This window comes from Thiohalocapsa marina, from assembly GCF_008632335.1.
Classification (GTDB): Bacteria; Pseudomonadota; Gammaproteobacteria; order Chromatiales; family Chromatiaceae; genus Thiohalocapsa; species Thiohalocapsa marina.
The window spans coordinates 1-23,327 of sequence record NZ_VWXX01000020.1 but is presented as its reverse complement, the minus strand read 5'-3'; the positions used below and the strand labels follow the sequence as shown (position 1 = coordinate 23,327).

The following is a 23,327-nucleotide window of genomic DNA, read 5'->3' as shown; positions in this document are numbered from 1 at the left end:
CGCCACTCGCTCAGAACTCCGGATAGAGCCGGCCGGGATTGAACAGGCCGGCGGGATCGAAGGCCTGCTTCAGGTTGCGGTGCAGCCGCAACACCACCGGCTGCAACGGTGTGAACACGCCGCCGACAGGGATCGCGGCAGGGGCCGCCTGGTCAGCACCGGCGCGAAACAGGGTCGCGTGACCGCCAGCGGCGGTGGCCGCCGCGCGCAGCCCATCCGCCGGCAGATCGCCCCGTAGCCAGCGCTGGGCGCCGCCCCACTCCACCAGCTGGTCAGCGCCCGGATCATCGCCGGCGCAGACCGCATCGAGACACTCCAGAGGCGTCGCCGGTGGCAGCGACAGGCGCCACAGCGGCGCCTCGCCGGCAAAGAAGTCCAGCCGCTGCTCGCGCAGGTCCTGCCAGAAGCGGTCCGCATCCGGCAGCGGCAGACCGCCGATCAGTCGGTGCGACTCCGCCAGGGCGTCCTCGCTGCCACAGATCCGCACAGACAGCCGCCCGCCGCTCCAGGCGGTGGCGGTGACCGGCAGCGAGCGTCGGGCCCAGCGCCGCATCAGCGCCAGGGCGCCGGAAAGACTCTGCTCCTGCACCAGCGTCATGCGTCCTACCGGCGCCGGGCTCACCTTCAGCGACACCTCCAGCAACACCCCCAGCACACCCAGGGACCCGGCCATGAGCCGGGACAGGTCGTAACCGGCGACGTTCTTCATCACCCGCCCACCGAAGCCCAGGGCCTGCCCCCGGCCGTTCAGCAACCGAACACCCAGCACCGCATCGCGCACCGACGCGGCATAGGGTCGGCGTGGCCCGGACAGGCCGGCGGCGACCATGCCGCCGATGGTGGCCGCGGGGCCGAAGTGCGGCGGCTCGAACGGAAATTGCTGGCCGTTGGCCTGCAGCAGGGCCTCAACGTCGGCCAGCGGCGTGCCGGCGCGGACGGTGATGGCCAGTTCGCTGGGCTCGTAGGCGACCACGCCGCGATGGGTGGCGCAGTCCAGCGTACGCGACGCCCGCGCGGGGTTGCCGTAGAAGTCCTTGCTGCCGCCGCCGCGGATGCACAGCGGCGTGCCGGCATCAGCAGCGGCGAGCACCTGCTCGATCAGCGCCTGTTCGGCGTCGTGTTCGGAGATGTCGGTCATGGTATTCGGTTCAGTGCCTTGGCCGATCCGGTTCCGGCCACAAAGTCGCGGTTGCTGATGTTCTTTTGGATATCGATCCCTGTAGGAAGCGCTGATTTATTCGGCGCTTCCCGTGCGGGGCAGGAAGCCCCGCCATATCCAGTGGCAGAAGCCACTGAACATGAAGCAATTCGGAAACCGCGTTTTCGAATCGCGTGCTGATTTTTGGCCAGGAGGCCAATCAATCAGCGTCTCCAATAGCGGTCTGGCTATTGATCAGAACCTGGGCAACTCGGGAAACTTGAGCTCGCCGTGATGCACGTGCATGGCGCCGAATTCCGCACAGCGGTGCAGGGTCGGCACCGCCTTGCCCGGATTCAGCAGCCCGTGGGGGTCGAACGCGGCCTTCACCGCATGCATCTGTGTCAGCTCGTCGCTGTCGAACTGCACACACATCTGGTTCAGCTTTTCCACGCCGACGCCGTGCTCGCCGGTCACGGTGCCGCCCACCTGCACGCACAGCTCCAGGATGTCGCCGCCGAAATCCTCAGCCTTGTCCAGCTCGCCGGGCACATTCGCGTCGTACAGGATCAGCGGATGCAGGTTGCCGTCGCCGGCATGGAAGACGTTTGCCACCCGCAGGCCGTAGTGTTCGGAGAGGGCCTCGATGCGCTTCAGCACCGTGGCCAGCTCCCGCCGGGGGATGGTGCCGTCCATGCAGTAATAATCCGGCGACAGCCGGCCGACGGCCGGAAAGGCCGCCTTGCGCCCCTTCCAGAAATTCAGCCGCTCGGCGTCATCGCGGGCGGTGCGCACCTCGGTGGCGCCGGCGTCCAGCAGCAGCTCGCGCACGCGCATGACCTCGAACGAGACCTCGGCATTGAAGCCGTCCAGCTCGCAGATCAGCACGGCGGCGGCGTCCTCCGGATAGCCGGCGTGGACGAAGGCCTCGGCGGCACGGATGGCGGGGTTGTCCATCATCTCCAGGCCCGCCGGGGTGATGCCGGAGGCGATCAGCCGGGCCACCGCCGCGCCGGCCCGCTCGACACTGTCGAAGGCCGCCAGCAGGCCCTGGGCGCGCTCTGGCCGGGGCAGCAGCTTTACCGTGATCTCCACGATCACCGCCAGCATGCCCTCGGAGCCGGTCATCAGCGCCAGCAGGTCCAGGCCCGGCGAGTCCAGCGCCTCGGCACCCACCTCGAACAGCTCGCCGTCGATGCCGATCAGCGTCAGGCGCAGGATGTTGTGCACCGTCAGCCCGTACTTCAGGCAATGCACGCCACCGGAATTCTCCGCCACGTTGCCGCCGATGGAGCAGGCAATCTGCGACGACGGGTCCGGCGCATAGTACAGCCCGTGGGCGGCGGCGGCCTCGGTGATGGCCAGATTGCGCACGCCGGGCTGCACCCGCGCAGTGCCATTGTCGGGGTCGATGTGCAGGATGCGGTTGAACCTGGCCAGGGACAGCAGCACGCCGTCCTCCAGCGGCAGCGCGCCGCCGGACAGCCCGGTGCCCGCGCCCCGCGCCACCACTGGCACCCGCGCCGCATGGCACAGGCGCAGCACGGTCTGCACCTGCTCCACGGTCTCCGGCAGCACCACCACCATCGGCCGCTGGCGAAAGGCAGTGAGCCCGTCGCACTCGTAGGGCGCCAGCTCAGCCGGCGTCGACAGCACGCTGGCAGTCGGCAGCCGACGCCGCAGTTCATCGATGATGCCCGGCTGCGGGCTCAGCGGGCGTTCGTCCGGGATTCTTGGCATGGTTTGCATCACCTCCGCGCAATCGGTGTCTATCCGTAGACCAGGTCGGGCAGCCACAGGATCAGCCCCGGCAGCAGCACGCACAGCACCAGTCCAAGCGTCTGCAGGGCCAGGAAGGCCAGCGACGAGCGGAAGATGGTGGCCATGGTGACCTCCGGCGGACAGACGCCCTTGATGTAGAACAGCGCATAGCCGAACGGCGGGCTCAGGAACGACATCTGCATGTTGATCAGGTATAGCACACCGAACCACAGCGCCACCTGGTCGCCGGGCACCGGCGGCAGGCCGAACAGCCCGTCGAAGGTCAGCGACTTGATGATGGGCACGAAGATCGGCACCGCCAGCAGCAGGATGCCCACCCAGTCGAGGAACATGCCCAGGATCACCAGCAGCACCATCATCAGGAACAGCACGCCGTAGGAGGACAGGCCGGTGCTGAGGATGGTCTCGGTGATGAACTGCTGCCCGCCCTGCAGGATGTAGAAGCCGACGAAGATCGACGCGCCGAAGATGATCCACAGCACCATCGACGACGCCTTGACCGTGGTCACCGAGGCCTCCTTGAGCGCCAGCAGGTCGAAGCGACCATGCATGACAGCCACCAGGATGGCACCGAAGGAGCCGATGCCCGCGGCCTCCACCGGGGTGGCGATGCCGGCGAACAGCAGTCCCAGCACCAGCACCACCAGGGCGATGGGCGCGATCAGCTTGGGCAGCAGTTTCAGCTTGCCGACGAGACCGAGCCGCTCCTCCACCGGCAGCGCCGGCCCCAGGGACGGTTGCAGCCAGGCGCGTAGCAGCACATAGGCAATGTACAGGCCCGATAGCAGCAGGCCGGGCACCACCGCGCCCAGGTAGAGTTCGCCCACCGACTGCTGCGCCACCACGGCGTACAGGATGGCGAGGATGGATGGCGGGATCAGGATGCCGAGGGTGCCGCCGGCCATGATGGAGCCCAGCGCGATCTGCTGGTCGTAGTTGCGCTTGAGCATGGCCGGCAGCGCGATCAGGCCCATGGTGACCACCGCCGCGCCAATGACGCCGACCATGGCCGCCAGGATGGTGGCTGCCAGGATGGTGGCTGCCGCCAGGCCGCCGCGCAAACCGCCCATCCACTGATAGACCACGTCGAACATCTCGTCGATGAGTCCGGCGCGCTCCAGCATGGCCGCCATGAAGATGAACAGCGGGATGGCGGCCAGGTCCGAATTGGTCATCATCGGGAAGATGCGCGTGGGGATGATGTTCAGCATGTAGGCATCGCCCACCAGGTAGATGAACACCGCCCCGAGGCCGCCGGTGACGAAGGCCAGCGGCAGTCCCATCATCAGCAGCACGAACAGGCTGCCGAACATGATCAGCGTCAGCGTACCGATGTCGGTGTCGTAGAGGATGCCCGACAGGCGGAACAGGAAGTACTGATCGCCGTAGGGGTCGTAGAACAGGATGTTCACCAGTTCCACCAGCACCACCAGCACCAGCGCGGCGGAGACGGCGATCAGCAGCCAGGTGCCCCAGGGGGCGCCGTGGCGGGGGGGTGGTGCGCCTGCAGTGGCGCCCTGGTCGACGGCCGGTTCAGTCATGGGACGCACCTCCCGGCGACGGAGCCGATCGGCCCGGTTGCCGACCCAGCTGGCGGTAGAGCAGGATGTCCTTGGTCAGCCGCGAGATGCCCGCCAGCAGCAACAACACGGCGCCGAGCACCATGACCGCCTTCACCGGCCAGTGCTGGATTCCCCAGGTCTCCACCGTGATCTCCTGCATCTGATAGGAGTCGAGGAAGAAGGTCCAGCCGGTGCCCAGCAGCGCCAGCGCGAAGATGAAGAAGAAGACGGAGGTGAAGATGTCCATGCCGACGCGACCCCGCGGCGGCAGCTTGGCATAGAGCACGTCCACCCGCACATGGGCGCCGTGCAGCAGGGCGTAGCCGCCGGCCACCAGGTACTGCATGCCGAACAGCAGGTAGGCGCCCTCATGGGCCCAGATCGTGGGGGCATTGAACAGGTAGCGCGCCACCACCTCGTAGAAGTAGGCGACCACGGCGTTGATGGTCCAGAAGGCCACGAACAGGCCGGACTGCTCCGACACCCAGTCGATGGCGCGGGTGAAGCGATTGCCCGCGAACGCCACCGTCGGGTCTTCCTCGTGCACCGCCTCCAGCGGGTCCGCGCCCGCCGTTCCGGGTTGGCGCCCGGATCGCCCCCCGGCGGATCGGCGCTCGCTGCGGGCAGACCACAGCATCAAGACCGGCGGCATCAGCATCAGCCAGCCCCAGTAGGCCCAGTGCGGCAGCACGAAGCCGAAGCCCTGCAAGTCGGACATGTTCGCCTCCCGCCGGTCCGGGCGGACGCGCCCGGACCGGTATCACCCACACTCAGGAATGTCCCCGGGAATCAGCGTCCCCGGGAATCAGCGCCCTCGGGTATCAGCTTAGCCCTTTCAGGTCCGCCTCGCTGACATAGCCCATGATGTCGTTCTTCATGTAGGCGAGCTGCAGATCGAAGACGCGCCGGGCATCTTCGTCCTTGTTCGCCCAGTTGAACCAGATCGGGATCGCCGCGCGACGGAATTCCATCACGTCCTCGCCGCTGAGGCGGCTGACCACGCTGCCGGCCTCCAGGAACTTGTCCATGGCCTCCATGTTGCGTTTCTGGATCGCGGTGTAGTGGCGCAGGGAATAGTTGTGCACCTGCTCCTCGACAAAGCCCTGCATCCTCGGCCCGAGGCGGTCCCAGGCGCGGACGTTGACGGTCAGGTCCATCAGGTCCACCGGCTGGTAGATGGACATGGTGCCCGGCGGACCGAACAGGATGTACTTGGCCACCTGCGCGAAGCCCAGGTCCCAGTTCACCGCCGGGCCGACGTAATCGGCCGCGTCGATGGTGCCCTTCTCCAGCGCCGGGAAGATGTCCGACCCCGGCAACGACACCGTGGAGACGCCGAACTTCTGGAACACCTCGGCGACCATGCCGCCCGGTACGCGGATCTTCATGCCCTTGAGGTCCGCCAGGGAATTCACCGGCCGCTTGGAGTGGATGATGTTGGCGTCATGCTGGATCGGAGCCACGTAGACAAGGCCCTTCTTGCGATAGATCTCGCGCGCCATGTCCAGCATGCCCAGGCCGTAGAACATCGTGTCCCACTGCATCGGCTGGTCCGGCCCCGCCGGGTAGGAGCTGAGGAACACCGAGGCCGGAATCTTCCCCGCCCAGTACAGCGTGAACGGATTCATGCCCTGCAGCACACCGTTGCGCACCGCATCGAACAGGGCGTTGTTGTCGGCGGCCACCGACTTGGCCGCGAATGGCTGCATCTCGAGCTCGCCGCCGGAGAGTTCCTTCAGGCCCCTGGCCCATTCCTCGAACAGGGTGTAGCCGGTGGTGCCCGCATCCCACACCGTCTGCACTTTCCAGACATGGCCCTTGGCGGCCTCGGCGTTGCGGATGAACGGGGCGCCCACCAGGGTTGTAGCGCCGACGGCCGCCGCCGTCTTCAGGAACCCGCGGCGCCGGGCATCCGGCGCTGCGTCGCGCCTGTTGCCGGTCACTCCGCCGGTTTCTGCAACAGCAGTCCCGGCGGCTGCATCGTGGGTGGTTGTTATCTCGCTCGTTGTCTTTTTCATCGGCTTTGGTCTCCTCCAGCGTGGTCGTCTGACTCTCACGGTCATGCGCTAACATCCCGGCGGCATGCGCGCCTCAGGGTTAGTTGGGGACGAATGCAGGCTTCACCATGCGCACCGGTGTTCTTGGCCCATCAGGCGCCAAGCACCCCCATGCCGGCCATGGCGGCTGCCACCGGCACCGGATCGGCCGCCGCGGCAGGCGCCCGCGCAAGGATGCGATAGGTCTCCGCCAGCGCCTCGTCGCCGCCGACATTGCCAGGAAAGATGACCACCGGCAGCGACGGCTGGCGCGGATGGTCCTCCGGACAACGCACCACGGAGCAGCCGGCGCGAATCTGCCCGAGCACCCGCGCGGTGCGCAGGGCCAGGCCCTTGCTCAGGGTGTCGTTGGAGGTGATGCCGCCCTTGCTGATCAGGAAGCCGATGTCCTGCGGCAGCCCCTGGACGATGCGCACCAGCAGCGCCGCCACCCGGTCGCCGAAGGCCAGCCGCTCGGCCTTGGTGTCGAATCGGCGCTCGCCGCGGCTGGTGTAGAGCACCACGCCACGACCGGCGCTGACGCTCGCACCCACGCGCTTCGCGAGATCCCGCAGCAGGGCGTCCTCATCGGCCAGCATCCGTTGCAGATCGATCTCCAGCGACAGCACGTCGGTCTGTGCGATCAGGGTGTCCAGCTGCCGGCTGGAGGTGCCCACATGGGAGCCCATGAGCACCACACCGGGGCGCCCGCCGCGCACGAACGCCGCCATGTCCCCGGCGGCCACCGGCTGCGGCGGCAGCGCCGCCAGCGAGGTCAGCAGACTGGCCGCACTGCGGAACAGGAAGCGCTTGCCCGCCGCAGCGGCGGCCAGCAGCTGCCGGCACAGGTTGTCCAGATCCGCCTGCTCCTCGGCGTCGACCACGCAGCAGCGGTTGCCAGTCAGCCCCTGCAGCCGCGCCCGCACGTCGCCCCGCACATCAGCGAGACCAAAGCGCTCGACCGCGTCTACCGGGATTCGCCCGCCGGTCTTCTCCTCCACATAGGCCGGCAGAAAGGCGGTGCCAAAACCGAACACCGAGTCGCGGGCGAATTCCGTTTCGTGCACCGGCACTGGCTCACCGTCTACCAGCAGGTAGTGCATGCCGTCGCGGGTGATCCGTCCGCCCTCGAAGAAGGCCGGCACCAGGAAATGGGCGTCAAAGGGCCCCAGTTCCTCGGCAATCACATCCGTTTCCACCGGGTAATGCCCGCGCAGGGTGCTGTCGGAGCGACTGACCATCAGCGGCTGCACGGGCCGTCCCCGCTCCGCCTCCCGGGTCAGGGCCGTGCGCAGGTTGACGCAGATCTCGCGGGTGACCGCCGCGGCCGCCTCCGCATCCATGCCGCGGGTGTTGCTGAGCACGAAGAACAGCGGCGACGGATCCTGCAGGGCCTCGACCAGGGTGTCCGGGTCCCAGCGCGTCAGCAGCAGGCAGCCATGCACGGTCTGCGACCCCGTGGGGTCGTCATCGATGGCGATGATTTTCGTTTCCATCAGGAAACCCCCAGGTCAGTTCTTGCCGTCGCCGAGCAGGGCCGTTGCCCGCTCGGCCAGGCTGTCTGCGGTGATGCCGTTGAAGGCCATGATCTCCGCCGGACTGGCGGTGGTCTCGCCGCGCTGCCAGCCGAACAGATCCCGCGCGGCGGCCTTGCTGCGCAGCAGGACCGGTTCCAGCGCCACGGTGCCACCGCCGCTGACGCCGATCAGCGCGTCACCGTCGAACAGTTCAGCGAAACGGCCATCGTCCATGAAGCGGCCGTCTGCCTCGGCACTGTGCCGCCAGGCCACGTCGCCGGGACGATACAGCCGCCGCGGGTTGGCGATGGCGACAATGCGCACCGCATGGCCGGCCGCCTCCAGCCGGTCCCGGGCCTCGAACACCGGCAGCAGCACCATGTCGCCGGTCACGGCAAAAACGACCCGGCGCGCCTGGGGCCCGGTCTGGTCCGCCGGGGTCTGGTAAAGGATCGTCGCCCCTTCATCGATGGCCTCCCAGGCCTGCTCCGGCGTGCTGTACACCGGCAGCGCGGACTTGCTGGCGACGATGCTGATGCACTTGTTGTGCTGCTCCACCGCCCAGCCGTAGGCCGCCTGCATCATGTTGGCATCCGCCGGATAGAGCAGGTAGACGTTACCATTGCGCATCTGGCCGCCGATGTAGTTCTCGATCTCCGGGCGCTGATGGGTCCAGCCATTGCGGCCCTGCTCCAGCGCGCCGGCGGTGAACATCGACACCACCGCCGGGGTCCGGCGCCGCAGCTCGGCCATGGCCTGCCCCACGGTCTGCACGATGGGCCAGCCGTTGATGGCGAAGCTCTCGTAGGACAGCCACAGCGAGCGGCCGCCGAACAGTGCCAGCCCGGCGGCGAGTCCGGCACAGGCATCCTCGTTCAGGGGCTCGTAGACCTGGCCGGACGGCGACTGGTTGTAGACCCAGTCCTCCGTGGGATGGCGGATGCGCAGCCGCTCGTTGATCACCTTCATGTTCGACGCCTCGTTGCCGTCGGCGTTGGTGACCAGGAAGCTCGGGTCCCGCTCACCCAGCACCGCGACCATCTCGGCCATGGCCGTGGCCGGCACTGCCTTGTCGCCGACGGCGTAATCCTGCGTCGGCAGCCGGCCGATGTCCGGCAGGGCACGCTCGCGCTCGGTCACCACCGTCTCGCCCGCGGGGCCGCCACCGGCCCGGCCGAGATTGGCGCGCACCAACTCCCAGGCGGCCGGCGCCAGGGCGCGGCGTTCCAGCGCGGCGGCGATGCTGGCCTTCTTCGGCGTGTCGCCGGGATACAGGTTGTGCGACTTGGCCCCGCTGGCGTGCACGCCGGCGCCCTTGAGCTGCTTGACGATGACCGCCGTCAGGGTGCCCCCCAGGGCAGACTCGGCCGCCTCACGCATGCCCTCGAGCACGGCGCGGGTGAAGGCGTTGCGGGCGCCGTCGCTGAACAGGGTACTGTCGACATAGGGCCCGTCCTGGCCGGCATCGTCGAAGTCCTTGGCATCGATCAGGATCACGCGCTGGAAGTCGTGCGCCTGCCAGTAGGCGGTCATCTGCGCGTTGTCCATCAGCGACACCATGGAGTGGTGCTCCTGGCTGAAGCCGTTCCAGACCAGCACTGGCAGGAAGTTGGTCACCTCCGGGAAGCTGGTGTGGAAGTGCTTCATGGCCGACAGGATGTAGGGCTCGCCGAGACCGCCGTCGCCGATGGTGCACGGAAACAGCGTACCCGGATGCAGGTAGGCCCCGGCCATGGCGAAGTGCTGTCCCTGACCCAGCGGACCCGCCGGCGCCAGCAGACCCGGAATGGCCCCGGACAGGTGCCCCAGCAGGCCGTCGCGCTCGCGGAAGCGCGCCTGCAGGTGATGCATGGTCTCGATGCCCATGGCCGACAGGGAGCCGTCGAGGAACATGGTGCTGTAGAAGCCGGGGGCGTGATGCCCCACCTCGGTGACGAGGTTGGTGTGCCCGAGCATGATCAGCGCCGCCATGGCGTCGGCCGCGCTGGCGAAGCCGCCGGGGTGGCCGGACTCCTTCGACGCACACAACTGCAGGGTGGTGTAGCGCAATGCGTCCGCCACCAGCCGGGTCTGATAGACCGCGGCGGCGTCGATGTCGCGGATGGCGTGCTCGCCCTCGGCGATGGCGGGCTCGCGGCCGTGCTCGGCATGCTCCGGCGCCAGGTCGCCGAAGTGCAGCATGCCTTCGCAGAAGGTGGGGATCTGGGTGGCCAGGTCGTCGCGGATGGCGGTGGCGGTTGCGCTGCTGGTCATGGTCGGCGTGCTCCGTAAAGATGGCTGAAATCCGTCACCCGGCTGCGCCAGCCGCCGAGCGTTGGCATTAAGCTAGGCGCCCGGAGAAATTTCCGCAATACTCAAAGAGTTTCATAATGCGGAAAAGCGGGCTCTAAACTGTTGGACACCGCTGCCGCGTTGCTGGGCGTCGCTGCAAAGCCGCCACTATGCACCTGAATTGCACTACCTGAAGGCTGCCTGCCCGGATCTCGGACAGGATAGAGGTCGACAACAGCCCCGACAGGTTTCATGATGTAAAAAAACAAGAGGCCACTTTTCGGAGAATACCGCCGTGACGTCTGCCGCATCCGAACCCGCCCGCATCCAGGTCATCGACCGCGCCGCGGCCTTGCTCGACGCCCTGGCGCGGTATCCGGAACCGGTCAGTCTCAAGGTGCTCGGCGCAGAGACCGGGCTGCACCCGTCCACCGCGCACCGGATACTGGCGTCGCTGATCCAGAACCGATTCGTCGAACGTGACGGCTCCGGCCGTTACCGGCTCGGCCTGCGGCTGTTGCAGCTTGGCGTGCGCCTGCATGGCGATGTCGACATGCGGGCCATTGCGCATCCGGTGATGGAGGCGCTGCGCGACCGACTGGGGGAATCGGTGAATCTGACCATCCGCGAGGGAGACGAAGTGGTCTACATCGACAAGGCGACGCCGAACCGCATGATCCACGTCCAGCAACTGGTGGGCTCGCGGGCGCCGCTGCATGTCACCGCGGTGGGCAAGCTGATGCTGGGCGCGGCGGGGGAAGAGGGTATAAAGGCCTATGCGCGACGTACCAACCTGCCCGCCTACACGCGCAACACCATCACCACACTGCCGCGACTGATGGACGAATGCATCGGCGCCCTGGCGCAGGGTTACGGACTGGACAACGAGGAGGCGGAACTGGATGTGGGCTGCATCGGCGTGCTGCTGCACGACGGCACCGGACGCGTCGCCGGCGGGCTGTCGGTGTCTGCGCCGATCGAGCGACGACGGCTGGAGTGGATCGAGGAGGTGATGGCCGCCGGACGACGCATCTCGGAACAGTTGGGCTGGCAGGCGGAGGATGGCTGAGCAGACCGCCTGCCCGGCCCGGTCGTGACCGGGCCGGTTGCCAGTCCAGCCGTGGAATCAGCCGCCGAGGCCGGAGAGGATGCTGTCGCGGATCGCACCGACGTCGCCGATGCCGTTGACCTTGACGTAGCGTGGTGCGCCTTCGCCGCCCTGCTCCGCCCAGCTGGAATAGTAGTCGATCAGCGGCTCGGTCTGCTCGTGGTAGACCTTCAGCCGGGCGCGGACGGTGTCCTCCTGATCATCGTCCCGCTGGATCAGGGGCTCGCCGGTGACATCGTCCTTGCCCTCTTGCTTCGGCGGATTGAACACCACGTGGTAGGTCCTGCCGGATGCCAGATGGACTCGGCGGCCCGACATGCGCCGGATGATCTCCTCGTCCGGCACGTCGATCTCCACCACGGCGTCGACATACACTCCCGCCGCCTTCAGCGCATCGGCCTGGGCCAGGGTGCGCGGAAAGCCGTCGAACAGGAAGCCGTTCTTGCAGTCGTCCTCGGTGATGCGCTGTTTGACCATGCCCATGATGATGTCGTCGGAGACGAGCCCGCCCTCATCCATGATCTTCTTTGCCGCCTTGCCAAGCTCGGTGCCTGCCTTGACGTGCCCGCGCAACATGTCGCCGGTGGAGATCTGCGGGATCTGGAAATGCTCCTTGATATGACCCGCCTGAGTACCTTTGCCCGCTCCGGGGCCGCCAAGCAGAATGACACGCATGCTCGAATTCCTCGCTCTAGTCAGTAGTCGTGAGTAGCCAAGGCTGCCACAGCCAGACCTGCGGAGCAATTTCCGCATGTCAGTGTTGGCCGTGGGCGAGGCAGGGCAAATGAAAAAGGCCGGCATCGCGCAAGCGATGTCGGCCTAGAATGCTGGTCGGGGTGAGAGGATTCGAACCTCCGGCCCCTACGTCCCGAACGTAGTGCTCTACCAGGCTGAGCTACACCCCGATGTTGGTCCTGTATCGCACCTCAGTAGGTGCGTGCCACCGCGAAGTCTGCCGTGGCCTCCATGGAACGCCGCGCCGGACTGTCCGGCAATCGCTGCAGCGCATTCTTGGCCAGGTCCGCGTGTTTCCTGGCAAGCTGCACAGTATAGTCGATCGCGCCGCTGGAAACAATGGCCGAAACGACATCGTCGAGATGTTCGCGCCCGCCGGTCTCGATGGCGACGCGCAGACGCTGACGCTGCGCTTCATCGCCCACTGCCATGGCGCGAATCACCGGCAGTGTCGGCTTGCCCTCTTCGAGGTCGTCACCGATATGCTTGCCGATGGTGGCGGAGTCCGACTCGTAGTCCAGCGCGTCGTCCACCAGCTGGAAGGCAATGCCCAGGTGCAGCCCGAAGTCCGCGACCGCGTCTTCCAGCTCCCGCGGCACGCCGGCCACCAGGGCACCGAGCCGGGCGCCGGCCTCGAACAGGGTCGCGGTCTTGCGCGCGATCACCTCCATGTAGCGCTTCTCGTCGGTGTCCGCATCGTGCGTGTTCAGCAGCTGCAGCACCTCGCCCTCGGCCACGCGACTGGTGGCGTGGGACATCACGTCCATGACCCGCATCAGGCCGACGTCCACCATCATTTCGAACGCGCGGGCGTAGAGGAAGTCGCCCACCAGCACGCTGGCCTCGTTACCCCACACTGCGTTGGCGGTATCGCGGTTGCGGCGCAGTTCGGAACGATCCACCACGTCGTCGTGCAGCAGGGTGGCGGTGTGGATGAACTCGACGATGGCGGCCAGATCGCGGTGCGCCACGCCGTCGTAGCCGCAGGCGCGGGCCGCCAATAGCACGAGCAGCGGACGCAACCGCTTGCCACCACTGCCGACGATGTAGTGACCGATCTGATTGATGAGCACGACATCGGACTGCAGGCGCTCGAGAATCAGCGCGTTGACGGCCTGTATGTCTTCGCTGACAGGTGCCCGAATTGCGGTTAAATCCATGTCTTTGGTGCCGAACTTCACGGAATCCGCCATGCTAGTGGCCACCGCCGCAGGCTGTCAACCCGCCACCGCAATCGGAGGTCAGCGCGGGATTGACGCCGGACGTCCTGCACCGCTATCCTAGTGGGTCTTTTATCCCTTGGCCGATGCCAAATCCCACTGCGCGTACGGCCAGGACGCGACCAGTATCCCCGGGTGCCGGCATTCGGGCAACTTTCAGGCAGGGAATGAATCCATGTACGCTGTGATTGAGACAGGCGGTAAGCAGTACCGCGTCGCCGAGGGCGACAAAGTGCGGGTCGAGAAGATCGACGCGGAGACCGGCGCCAGCATCGAGCTGCCGAAGGTGCTGATGATCGCCGACGGCGATCGGGTGACCCTCGGCAAGCCGTTCCTCGACGGCTCCAAGGTGCTCGCCGAGGTCACTGCCCACGGCCGTCACGCCAAGGTCAAGATCATCAAGTTCCGTCGGCGCAAGCATCACATGAAGCGCCAGGGACACCGGCAGTGGTTCACGGAGCTGAAGATCACCGGCATCGCCGCCGCCTGAACCAGGTCGTCAATGCTGATGTAGTCAGCACCAATTGGTCGGCGCCGCATGATCGGCACCGCTTGCCCGGCGCCACATACCCGGCCCGGCTGCGTCTGACCCCGACCCGACACACCGAGATTCAGATGACGGCCTCGACTCCCCATGCCGAGGTCAGGACGATCAGAATCCAGCAGAGGTAACTCGCAATGGCACACAAGAAAGCAGGCGGCAGTTCTCGTAACGGCCGCGATTCAGAATCCAAGCGACTTGGCGTCAAGCTGTTCGGCGGCCAGCAGGTCCGCGCCGGCAGCATCATCGTGCGCCAGCGCGGCACCCGTTTCCACAATGGCACCAACGTCGGCTGCGGTCGCGATCACACCCTGTTCGCGCTAAAGGACGGCGTCGTGCAGTTCGAGGTGAAGGGGCCCAGGAACCGCAAGTTCGTCAATATCGTTGCGGATACCGCAACGGCCTGACGCAGCATCGGGCTGACTGCCCGGCGGCCCGAAGACGCAACAGCTCGGTGCGGCTGTTGCCCGAAACCGAAGCCCCGGCAGTGAATTTGCGGCGCCAGTCGCCGATCTGACAGTCCGACCAGCCGGTTTGGGCCTTCAGCCCGGGGCCGCCGATCTGAGCCTTGACTCCAAGCCCCGCCCCGATGCGGGGCTTTTTGCGCCGGGAGCGTGCAGCGTGAAGTTCGTCGATGAGGCAACAATCGAGGTCATCGCCGGTGACGGCGGCAATGGCTGCGTCAGCTTTCGCCGCGAGAAATTCATCCCCAAAGGGGGGCCGGACGGCGGCGACGGCGGTGACGGCGGCAGCGTCTATCTGGTCGGCGACGAAAGCCTGAACACCCTGGTGGACTTTCGCCACCGGCGCAAGCACAGGGCCGAGCGCGGTCACAACGGCATGGGCCGGAACATGACCGGCCGTTCCGGCGCCGATGCACTGGTGCGTGTGCCGCTGGGCACCTGCGTCCGGGACGCCGACACCGGCGAACGCCTGGGCGAGCTGCTCGTGCATGAGCAGCGCCTGCTGGTTGCCAAGGGCGGTTTCCACGGCATTGGCAATGCCCGCTACAAGTCCAGCACCAACCGCGCGCCACGCCAGTCGAAACCCGGCACCCCCGGTGAGCGGCGGACGCTGGAACTGGAGCTGCTGTTGCTGGCGGACGTCGGCCTGCTTGGCCTGCCCAACGCCGGCAAGTCCAGCCTGATCCGTCGCCTCTCCAGCGCACGCCCGAAGGTGGCGGACTACCCGTTCACCACGCTGCAGCCCAACCTGGGCGTGGTTAGTCTCGGGCCGCGGCAGAGCTTTGTGGTGGCGGACATCCCCGGCCTGATCGAAGGGGCCGCCGCGGGGGCCGGGCTGGGCACCCGCTTCCTGAAACACCTGGCGCGGACCCGGCTGCTGCTGCATCTGGTGGACTTCGCGCCCGCCGAAGGCAGCCCGTCGCCGGCGGAACAGGTCCGCATCGTCGAGCGTGAACTGGCCGCATTCGGCGCCGCGCTGGAGCACAGGGAACGCTGGCTGGTATTCAACAAATGTGACCTGCTGACGCCGCAGGAGGCCGCAGAACGACGTGATGCCACCTGCCGGGAGCTCGGCTGGGACGGCACCACCTTCATGCTGTCGGCGGTCACCGGCGACGGCAGCGACGCCCTGGCCCAGGCCCTGATGCAGCGGCTGGAACAACTGCCCCATCCCTGGCGGTCGGAATCGACAACCCCGGAAGACTCCGACGCCGACTGGCATCCGCTGGACTGATCCACCACGCCGATGTTCTCCCGCGAACGCATCCCCTACACCCGCCGCTGGGTCATCAAGATCGGCAGTGCCCTGCTCACCCGTGACGGCGCCGGCCTGGATCCCGGCGTGCTGGAACCCTGGGTGGAACAGATGACGGCACGCCGTAAGCAGGGCCACCACCTGGTCCTGGTATCGTCCGGCGCCGTCGCCCAGGGCATGGCCCGCATGGGCTGGCGCCGGCGGCCCCGGGCACTGCACGAGCTCCAGGCCGCCGCCGCCATCGGCCAGATGGGTCTGATCCGCGCCTACGAGGACGCCTTTGCCGGCCGCGGCCTGCATACCGCCCAGGTGCTGTTGACCCGTGACGACCTGGCCAACCGCGAACGCTACCTGAATGCCCGCAGCGCCCTGCGCACCCTGCTGTCGCTGGGCGTCATTCCGGTGGTGAACGAAAACGACACCGTCGCCACGGACGAGCTGCGGTTCGGCGACAACGACACCCTGGCCGCCCTGGTGGCCAATCTCATCGACGCGGAACTGCTGATCCTGCTTACGGATCAGGACGGCCTATTCGAGGCCGATCCACGCCTCAACCCCCAGGCCCGGCTGATCGACCAGCTGCGCATCGACGACCCCTGTCTCGACCAGATCGCCGGCGGCAGCCGCAGCGGACTCGGCACCGGCGGCATGACCACCAAGGTGCGCGCCGCCCGACTGGCCGCCCGCTCCGGTTGCGCCACCATCATCGCACCGGGCCGCAGCAGCGACAGCCTGGCACGGATCGAGCGCGGCGCCCAGGTCGGCACCCTGCTGATCCCGGTGCAGGAACCCCAAGCCGCTCGCAAGCAATGGCTCGCCGGCCACCTGGCCGTGCGCGGCCGGCTCACGCTGGACGACGGCGCCGTGCGTGCCCTGCGCGAGCACGGCCGCAGCCTGCTGGCGGTGGGCGTGACCGGGGTGCATGGGCTGTTCAAGCGCGGCGAGGTGGTGGCCTGCGTCGATCGGCACAACCACGAGATCGCCCGCGGCCTGGTCAATTACGATGCCCAGCACATGCTGCTGATCCAGGGCCGCAACAGCGGCGACTTCGAATCCATCCTGGGTTTCATCGACGACCAGGAGGTCATCCACCGCGACAACCTGGTTCTGCTGTAAACAGACCGCAGAACCCGTGCGCGCACCGTCGACATGACGTCAATACACTTGCCTTGAGCACCGGAAAGCCGTAGCCTTCGCAGGTTATTGACTGAATTCGAGACAAAGTATTGGAGTGAACAGCGGCATGAACTCGACCCTTGAGCGCGCGCGTTTCAACATGATCGAGCAACAGGTTCGCCCCTGGGACGTACTTGACGCCTCTGTGCTGACGGTCATGTCCGAACTCAAGCGCGAGCTGTTCGTGCCCGACGCCTATCGCGCCCTGGCCTACGCCGACATCGACATCCCCATCGGCAGGGACAGCCACATGCTGTCGCCGAAGATGGTCGGCCGCCTGCTGCAGGCCCTGCAGGTGCGCGCCGGTGACAAGGTGCTGGAGATCGGCACCGGCACCGGTTACGTGACCGCCTGCCTGGCCGGTCTGGGCGGCCGGGTGACCAGCATCGAGCTCGACCCCGAGCTCGCCGAAGGCGCACGCAAGCGGCTCGAAGCCCTGCATATCGGCCATCCGCCCCCCGAGGTGGTCACCGCCGACGCCATGGCCGGCCCGGCGCCCGGCGGCCCCTTTGACGTCATCGCCGTCACCGCCTCCATGCCAACCGAAGAGCCCCTGCCCATGCTGCGCGAGCAGCTGAAGCCCGGCGGCCGGCTGTTCGTCATCGTCGGCGAGCCGCCGCTGATGCACGCCTGTCTTGAGACCCGCATCCACAGCGCCTCGGAGATCCGCCGGCAAAGTCTGTTCGAGACCTCCGTGGCCCCCCTGGACAACGCCCCCGCGCCATCACAGTTCGTCTTCTGAAGGGACGCGGCGGCAAAATACAGCCTACGGGTATAACAACAGAGTCGAGTGAGGTCCTGATCCATGAGCACCCATCCAGCCCCGATGCCGCTATGCCAAGGCGGCTTGTCCCAGTTGTTGATCATCGATGCGCAGGAACGGCTTGCCGCGGCCATGCCCACCGACGAACTGGCCACCGCCGTGGGTAACATGAAACGGCTGCTCAACGCCGCCAAGATCCTGGACATCCCGGTCATCTCCACCGAGCAATACCCCCAGGGGCTCGGCAAGACCCTGGCAGACATCCGCGACGAGCTGCCGGAGAACGCCACGCCCACCGAGAAGACCAGCTTTTCCTGCTGCACGGCCGCCGGCTTTGAACGCGCCCTGACCAGCCAGCCCGCGCGCAAGCAGGTCGTACTGGTAGGCATGGAGGCCCACATCTGCATCGTGCAGACCGCCTCCGGCCTGCAGCGTTGGGGCTATCAGGTGTTCGTACCGGCGGACGCGATCTGCTCGCGCGATCCTGCAAACCGGCTCAACGTGCTGGACCGCATGCGCCACTGCGGCATTCAGGTCACCAACACCGAGTCCGTCGCCTTCGAATGGATTGGCGACTCGACCAATGACAGGTTCCGCGAAGTCTCCAGACTGTTCAAGTAGAAGCCCCTGATTCAATCAGGGCTTCGATCAGCCCCCTGTTCAGTCAGGACCAGGGTCCGCGGCTACGCCACCGGCGGTATCTTCGGCGGTACTCGCCGGTGCAGCCGCCGACCGGCCCTCCTCCAGCCGGGCATCCACCAGCCCGATTAGCCTATCCAGCGCCCCTCGATTCGACTCCACCGCACGGCGACCGTTCTCGCCGATACGGGCCCGCTCCGCCGCATCCCCCAGCAGCCGTGTCAGGGCCTGTGCCAGGGCATCGGCGTCCGCCACCTGCATGGCCGCCTGCCGCGCCAGCAGCAATCGCGTGATCTCGGCAAAGTTGAAGCTGTGGGGCCCGATCAGCACAGGCACGCCCACCGCCGCAGGCTCCAGCAGGTTGTGTCCCCCATGGGGGATCAGGCTCCCGCCCACGAAGGCCACATCCGCCGCCGCCAGAAAGACCGGCAGCTCGCCCATGGTGTCGCCCAGAAACACCGCCGTGCGTTCGTCACCAAGCTCACCCAGGCTCCGGCGCGCCAGCCCCATCCCCTGGCGCGCCACCAGCATCGCCACCCGGTCGAAGCGCTCCGGATGCCGCGGCACCAGCACCAGCAACGCATTCGGATATGCCTGACGCACCCTGGCGTGGGCCGCCAGCAACGGCTCTTCCTCGCCCTCGTGGGTACTGGCTGCGACCCAGACCGGCCGGTTGCCCCAGCCCAGGCGCATCACTTCCGCCCGGTCCATGAGGCTGGCGGGCAGCTGCACGTCGAACTTGATGCTGCCGGTCACGACGATGCGCGCCGGTGCAACGCCCAGGGCGCGGAATCGCGCCGCATCCACCGGCCCCTGCACCGCGATACATGCGAACCGCTGCATGGTCTCGGCGCTGAAACGGGGCGCCCGGGCGTAGCCGCGGGCTGAGCGCGCCGACAGTCGCGCGTTGATGAGCATGACATCGACCCCGCGGCGAGCACAGGCCGCGAGCATGTTGGGCCAGATCTCGGTCTCCATCACCAGGACCAGTCGCGGCCGCGCAGCGCCGAGAAAGCGGCCCATGACCCAGCCGAGATCGAACGGGGTGTAGCGATGCTGGACGGCATCGCCGAACAGGTCGTGCAGCCGGCGTGCGCCGGTGGGTGTGGTGGTGGTGACCAGCACTGAGTAGCCGCCCCGCAGCAGGTGGCGGATTAGCGGCTGCGCGGCCTGGACCTCGCCGACGGACACTGCATGGAGCCAGACATCGACGGGTTGCGGTGGCGGATGGAACAGGCCCAGGCGCTCGCCCCAGCGCTCTCGGTAGGCCGGCGCCCGGCGGCTGCGCCACAGCAGGCGCAGCAGCAGACCCGGCAGCAACAGCCACAGCAGCGCGGAGTAGAGATGCCTCACCGGCGTTCGCCTGGTTGGCGTCTCAGGCAAACGCAGGTCCGGCGCGACATCTCCGAAACCCCGGTGCTACGGCAGTGCCGACAGCAACTGCTTCAGGTTGGCTGCAAGCTCCGGCTCGGCAAGGTCGATCCAGGGCAGGTGCAGCAGGGTCAGCAGTCCCCACAGCAGCACCACGCCGGCGGGCCAGACCAGCAGCGCCGCCGCACCGGGCGGCCGGTAGCGCACGACGATCCAGAACCAGGCGAGGGTGAAGATCGCCGCCGCCGCATAGGCGATGGGCTGCCACTGGAAGCTGTAGTCCATGGGCATGACCGCGGCGAGCAGATCCAGTTGCGGCGGGTGGCCGGTCTGCATGATCCAGATCCACAGCGCCCACAGGCCAATGGCCGCTGCCGCAAACAGCAGCACCGCCACCATGTACAGCGGCTTGACCACCCAACCCGGCAGCCGCGGCACCACGCCGGCGCCGATTACCGCCAGCGGAACCAGTAGCGGCAGGGCACTCAGTTCAGTGGCCACCGGGGAAAACACCAGCACGGCCCAGCCAGCCAGCGACAGGACCAGCGAGGCCTGCACGCCAGGGCTGGTGAGCGCCGGATACGGACGGAACAGCAGCGCCAGCAGTGCCAGCAGCGCCGCCGGGAAGGTCAGCCACGGTGCGGTCCGCAGCCAGTAGTCGGCGCTCTGGGGGGCGCTGAAGTCGATGCCGGCGAGGTAGGGTCCGATGTTGTGCCCCCAGAACCAGAGCTCGAACAGGGCCGGATCGCGCTGGTACAGGTAGGCCGGCCAGACCAGCAGCCAGGGGGCCGCGAAGACCACGGCAGTCAGCAGCGCGCGCGGATAACGCCCGCGCCGCCAATGGCTGAACAGCGGCATCAGCAGTGCCGTGACGACCAGGATGGCCGGCCCGAACAGCCCCTCGGCCATGAATGCCAGACCGATGCCGGTACCGAGCCAGAGCCCGCCGAAGAGTACCCGCGACGGGGCCGCGATGAGTCCGTACAGGGCCATGGCAATGCCGGCGGTCAGCGCCACATCGGTACCCATCAGGTGTCCGCCGTAGAGCACCCCCAGGGTGCCGAGCAGCACCAGCAGGGCAATGGTTCCGGCGGACTCGTCCCGACCGCCCCAGGCCGCCCGGCCGATCAGCACGGTGAAGCCGAACGCGATCAGCAGGTAGAATCCGGTGGCGAGTCGCGCGGCATCATGCGCCGGCAGGTAGTCACGCAGCGCATGGGCCAGACCGACCGCGGTCAGGGTGTACAGCGGCGGGGTCTCCACGTTGGGCTTGCCGTCCAGCACCGGTGCCACCGGATCGCCGCCGTCCAGGGTGTTCTGGACCATGGCGAACGTCTCCGCCTCCGGCGCCCAGGGGCCGTGACCGACGAGCCCGGGCACCACATAGGCCAGCGCAAACAGCAGCGCAAGCAGCCCTAGCCAGATGCCTGACCTGCGGGCCGGTTCGTCGCCGGCCGGCGACGCGGATTGATTCGGCTCTGATGCATTCGACATGGCATGACCCCCTGATCGGCATCGGTTGATAAAGCGGAAAATATAACACAACCGACTCATGGGCTTGCCGCTTGTCGTCAACAAGAAACCGAGCGGATACTGCCCGACATCAAGGCATGGCGTATCCATGTCCACTCCGCTGTCAGGATCCCGTCGTCCTGTTCCCGGTATCATCGAGTCCGGACAGCGCAATGGGACCGGTGACAGACATGACAGCGGCTTTCAGCATCGGCATCGACCTCGGCACCTCGGGCTGTCGCGCCGTCGTGCTGGATGCCGCCGGCAACCGGCTGGGGGCGGCCCGGGTGCCGCTGGCGGCCCCGGTACGACGACAGGACGGCGGCGTCGAACAGGACCCGCACCTCTGGCTGGAGGCGACCCTGCAGGTGCTGCAACAGGTCGCGCCGCACACACACGGGCTCGGCCCGGGCCGGCTCTGCGTCGATGCCACGTCGGCCACGCTGCTGCTGAGCCGGCCCGACGGCATCCCCCTGGGCCCGGCGCTGATGTACAACGATGCCCGCGCCATCCAGCAGGCCCGGCGCATCGACGAGGTGGCCGCGCCGGCGTCCGCCGCCCGCGGCCCGGGCTCCAGCCTGGCCAAGCTGCTGTATCTGGCGCAGCGGCATTCGGCCGAGGGGCATTGGCCGCGGGCGCCGGTCCTCGCGCTGCACCAGGCGGACTGGATCAGCGCCCGCCTGATGGAGCAGCCGGACGCCCTGGATCTGCCGGACCGGCACGCGGGGGCCTGCGGACACAGCGACTGGAACAACGCCCTGAAGCTGGGCTTCGACCTGAACACCGAGACCTGGCCGGGCTGGGTGCGCGGGCTGGTCCCGTCCGGCGTTCAACTGCCCCGGGTGCATCCGCCCGGCAGCCCACTCGGCCGAATCCATCGCCGCATCATCGACCAGACCGGCCTGCCGCACGACCTGACGGTCTGCGCCGGCACCACCGATAGCACCGCGGCGGTCATTGCCGCAGGCGCCGGCCAGGTCGGCGACGCCGTCACCAGCCTGGGCAGCACGCTGGTGCTCAAGATCCTTGGTGACAGGCCGATCGCTGCCCCGGAGTTCGGAGTCTACAGCCACCGCCTGGGCCGGCACTGGGTGGCAGGAGGCGCGTCCAACAGCGGCGGCGCCGTGCTGAGGCACTACTTTGCCGATGAGCGCATCCAGGCGCTGAGCGCGCGCATCGACCCCGACACGGCGTCCGGGCTGGACTATTACCCTCTGACGGCAGCGGGGGAGCGCTTTCCCTTTGCCGACCCGCACCGGGCCCCGCGCCTCGCGCCCCGACCGCCGGACGACGCACGCTTCCTGCAGGGGCTGCTGGAGGGCATCGCCCGCATCGAACAGATGGGCTACCAGCGGCTGGCCGAGCTTGGGGCGCCGATGCCCCGACGCATCCTCACCACTGGTGGCGGCGCCCGCAACCACACCTGGCTGCGCATGCGCCAGCGACTGCTGGGGGTCCCGGTAGTGGTCGCAACCGAGCAGGACGCCGCCGTCGGCGCCGCGTTACTGGCACTGCGGGGTCAACCATGACGGACTTGCATCTGCTACGCACCACCGCCGCCTGGGGGACACCGGGCTTCGAGGCGGCGCTGAAGGCGGACATCGAGCAGCTTGACATTCACGCCCTGCCCTTGCAGGCCGGGCTCACCGCCGGCAGCCGGGTGGGCGACCAGGGCTTCCAGGTCATGGTGCTGCGAACCGCCGCGGACACAGACCTCATCCGCGCCCGGATCGGCGTGTTCTTCACCGGCGTCGAGGCCGGCAGTTGCTGTGCCGACGACCCGTCGCCCCCGGATGCCCGCCCGCAGTACTGCCAGTTGCAGGTGGCTATCGACCGGCATACCGCCGAGGCACGCCTGACGCTGCTCCCAGACCCGGAGTCGGAGCTGGACCCGGCGTCGGACCCGGCGTCGGAATCCGAGGCGAACTGAGCAAAGTCCTGCTCATGGCCTGTTGCAAACGGGCTTTCGGTTTTCGCGCAATGGTTTTGAAGCCGATTTGGTAGTGCGCGGATAGACATAGTCGGTGCCCGCCAGCACCCAGCGCTCCACGCCAAGGTCGTTCGTCAGATAGTCGACGGCCGGAATGGCCTGCTGATTGGGCGCGGCGCCGGTGTAGAATCGTCTTAGGAACGCGCCCAAAACAAGGTGAACACTGTAGGGCGGATAAGCGAAGCGCATCCGCCAGTGTGGGCGGTGGGGGGTGGGGGTGGGGGTTCCGGCCGACCGTGGCTGCGGT

20 protein-coding genes, 1 tRNA gene and 1 pseudogene are annotated in these 23,327 nt (G+C 67.6%); 9 read left to right on the top strand and 13 right to left on the bottom strand.

Annotation, left to right across the window (positions count from 1 at the left end; genetic code table 11):
* Nucleotides 1-10 precede the first annotated feature (10 nt).
* The 7 genes from glcE to F2Q65_RS12410 form a co-directional block, all read right to left on the bottom strand.
* On the bottom strand, nucleotides 11-1,138 hold the full coding sequence (gene glcE / locus F2Q65_RS12440; protein ID WP_150093741.1) for a glycolate oxidase subunit GlcE: 1,128 nt from the start codon (nucleotides 1,136-1,138) through the stop codon (nucleotides 11-13).
* A 255-nt stretch (nucleotides 1,139-1,393) separates the two neighbouring features.
* On the bottom strand, nucleotides 1,394-2,878 hold the full coding sequence (locus F2Q65_RS12435) for an FAD-linked oxidase C-terminal domain-containing protein (RefSeq protein WP_150093740.1): 1,485 nt from the start codon (nucleotides 2,876-2,878) through the stop codon (nucleotides 1,394-1,396).
* Between the two features lie 29 nt (nucleotides 2,879-2,907).
* The gene (locus F2Q65_RS12430) at nucleotides 2,908-4,461 is read right to left on the bottom strand and encodes a TRAP transporter large permease (protein ID WP_150093739.1); all 1,554 of its coding nucleotides are present in this window, start codon (nucleotides 4,459-4,461) and stop codon (nucleotides 2,908-2,910) included.
* The gene (locus F2Q65_RS12425) at nucleotides 4,454-5,200 is read right to left on the bottom strand and encodes a TRAP transporter small permease subunit (RefSeq protein WP_150093738.1); all 747 of its coding nucleotides are present in this window, start codon (nucleotides 5,198-5,200) and stop codon (nucleotides 4,454-4,456) included. The genes F2Q65_RS12430 and F2Q65_RS12425 overlap by 8 nt, the downstream gene beginning before the upstream one ends.
* A 103-nt stretch (nucleotides 5,201-5,303) precedes the next feature.
* Complete coding sequence (dctP, locus tag F2Q65_RS12420) at nucleotides 5,304-6,500, bottom strand: TRAP transporter substrate-binding protein DctP (protein WP_150093737.1); 1,197 nt, start codon at nucleotides 6,498-6,500, stop codon at nucleotides 5,304-5,306.
* Between the two features lie 131 nt (nucleotides 6,501-6,631).
* Complete coding sequence (locus tag F2Q65_RS12415; protein WP_150093736.1) at nucleotides 6,632-8,014, bottom strand: four-carbon acid sugar kinase family protein; 1,383 nt, start codon at nucleotides 8,012-8,014, stop codon at nucleotides 6,632-6,634.
* A gap of 15 nt (nucleotides 8,015-8,029) precedes the next feature.
* Entirely contained in the window at nucleotides 8,030-10,288 is a 2,259-nt protein-coding gene (locus tag F2Q65_RS12410) for a phosphoketolase family protein (protein ID WP_150093735.1), read from the bottom strand.
* Between the two features lie 313 nt (nucleotides 10,289-10,601).
* Here F2Q65_RS12410 and F2Q65_RS12405 point away from each other — a divergent pair, with 313 nt between their 5' ends.
* Complete coding sequence (locus F2Q65_RS12405; protein ID WP_150093734.1) at nucleotides 10,602-11,375, top strand: IclR family transcriptional regulator; 774 nt, start codon at nucleotides 10,602-10,604, stop codon at nucleotides 11,373-11,375.
* Between the two features lie 57 nt (nucleotides 11,376-11,432).
* Here the strand turns inward: F2Q65_RS12405 and adk are convergent, their stop codons facing one another.
* From adk to F2Q65_RS12390, 3 genes are all read right to left on the bottom strand, one after another.
* Nucleotides 11,433-12,089: an adenylate kinase gene (adk, locus tag F2Q65_RS12400; protein WP_150093733.1), complete on the bottom strand. Its 657-nt coding sequence runs from the start codon at nucleotides 12,087-12,089 to the stop codon at nucleotides 11,433-11,435.
* Between the two features lie 153 nt (nucleotides 12,090-12,242).
* Nucleotides 12,243-12,319, bottom strand: a tRNA-Pro gene (locus tag F2Q65_RS12395).
* 21 nt (nucleotides 12,320-12,340) lie between these two features.
* Nucleotides 12,341-13,309, bottom strand: coding sequence for a polyprenyl synthetase family protein (locus F2Q65_RS12390; RefSeq protein WP_150093770.1), 969 nt, complete (start codon nucleotides 13,307-13,309; stop codon nucleotides 12,341-12,343).
* Between the two features lie 235 nt (nucleotides 13,310-13,544).
* On the opposite strand from F2Q65_RS12390, the gene rplU reads away from it, so the two are divergent.
* From rplU to F2Q65_RS12360, 6 genes are all read left to right on the top strand, one after another.
* A complete protein-coding gene (rplU, locus tag F2Q65_RS12385) occupies nucleotides 13,545-13,859 on the top strand; it encodes a 50S ribosomal protein L21 (protein WP_150093732.1) in 315 nt (104 codons plus the stop codon).
* 188 nt (nucleotides 13,860-14,047) lie between these two features.
* Nucleotides 14,048-14,317 carry a 50S ribosomal protein L27 gene (gene rpmA, locus F2Q65_RS12380; protein WP_150093731.1) on the top strand — a complete coding sequence of 90 codons (270 nt, stop codon included), beginning with the start codon at nucleotides 14,048-14,050 and terminating at the stop codon, nucleotides 14,315-14,317.
* A gap of 214 nt (nucleotides 14,318-14,531) precedes the next feature.
* The gene (cgtA, locus tag F2Q65_RS12375) at nucleotides 14,532-15,608 is read left to right on the top strand and encodes an Obg family GTPase CgtA (protein ID WP_150093730.1); all 1,077 of its coding nucleotides are present in this window, start codon (nucleotides 14,532-14,534) and stop codon (nucleotides 15,606-15,608) included.
* Nucleotides 15,609-15,620: 12 nt separating this feature from the next.
* Nucleotides 15,621-16,745, top strand: a complete 1,125-nt coding sequence (proB, locus tag F2Q65_RS12370; protein WP_150093729.1) for a glutamate 5-kinase — start codon at nucleotides 15,621-15,623, stop codon at nucleotides 16,743-16,745.
* Between the two features lie 127 nt (nucleotides 16,746-16,872).
* Entirely contained in the window at nucleotides 16,873-17,547 is a 675-nt protein-coding gene (locus F2Q65_RS12365; protein WP_150093728.1) for a protein-L-isoaspartate O-methyltransferase family protein, read from the top strand.
* A 63-nt stretch (nucleotides 17,548-17,610) separates the two neighbouring features.
* Nucleotides 17,611-18,189, top strand: a complete 579-nt coding sequence (locus tag F2Q65_RS12360; RefSeq protein ID WP_150093727.1) for an isochorismatase family protein — start codon at nucleotides 17,611-17,613, stop codon at nucleotides 18,187-18,189.
* A 39-nt stretch (nucleotides 18,190-18,228) separates the two neighbouring features.
* Here the strand turns inward: F2Q65_RS12360 and waaA are convergent, their stop codons facing one another.
* Entirely contained in the window at nucleotides 18,229-19,560 is a 1,332-nt protein-coding gene (waaA, locus tag F2Q65_RS12355) for a lipid IV(A) 3-deoxy-D-manno-octulosonic acid transferase (protein ID WP_150093726.1), read from the bottom strand.
* 66 nt (nucleotides 19,561-19,626) lie between these two features.
* Nucleotides 19,627-21,072 (bottom strand): ArnT family glycosyltransferase, encoded by a 1,446-nt coding sequence (locus F2Q65_RS12350; RefSeq protein WP_150093725.1) that lies wholly within the window; start codon nucleotides 21,070-21,072, stop codon nucleotides 19,627-19,629.
* Nucleotides 21,073-21,281: 209 nt separating this feature from the next.
* Between F2Q65_RS12350 and F2Q65_RS12345 the strand changes: the two genes are divergently transcribed.
* Together F2Q65_RS12345 and F2Q65_RS12340 are read left to right on the top strand one after the other, a co-directional pair.
* On the top strand, nucleotides 21,282-22,619 hold the full coding sequence (locus F2Q65_RS12345) for an FGGY-family carbohydrate kinase (RefSeq protein ID WP_150093724.1): 1,338 nt from the start codon (nucleotides 21,282-21,284) through the stop codon (nucleotides 22,617-22,619).
* The gene (locus tag F2Q65_RS12340) at nucleotides 22,616-23,020 is read left to right on the top strand and encodes a hypothetical protein (RefSeq protein ID WP_150093723.1); all 405 of its coding nucleotides are present in this window, start codon (nucleotides 22,616-22,618) and stop codon (nucleotides 23,018-23,020) included. The genes F2Q65_RS12345 and F2Q65_RS12340 overlap by 4 nt, the downstream gene beginning before the upstream one ends.
* A gap of 69 nt (nucleotides 23,021-23,089) precedes the next feature.
* Here the strand turns inward: F2Q65_RS12340 and F2Q65_RS12335 are convergent.
* Nucleotides 23,090-23,209 (bottom strand): annotated as a pseudogene (locus F2Q65_RS12335) (transporter substrate-binding protein); the annotation flags it as partial.
* Nucleotides 23,210-23,327 lie beyond the last annotated feature (118 nt).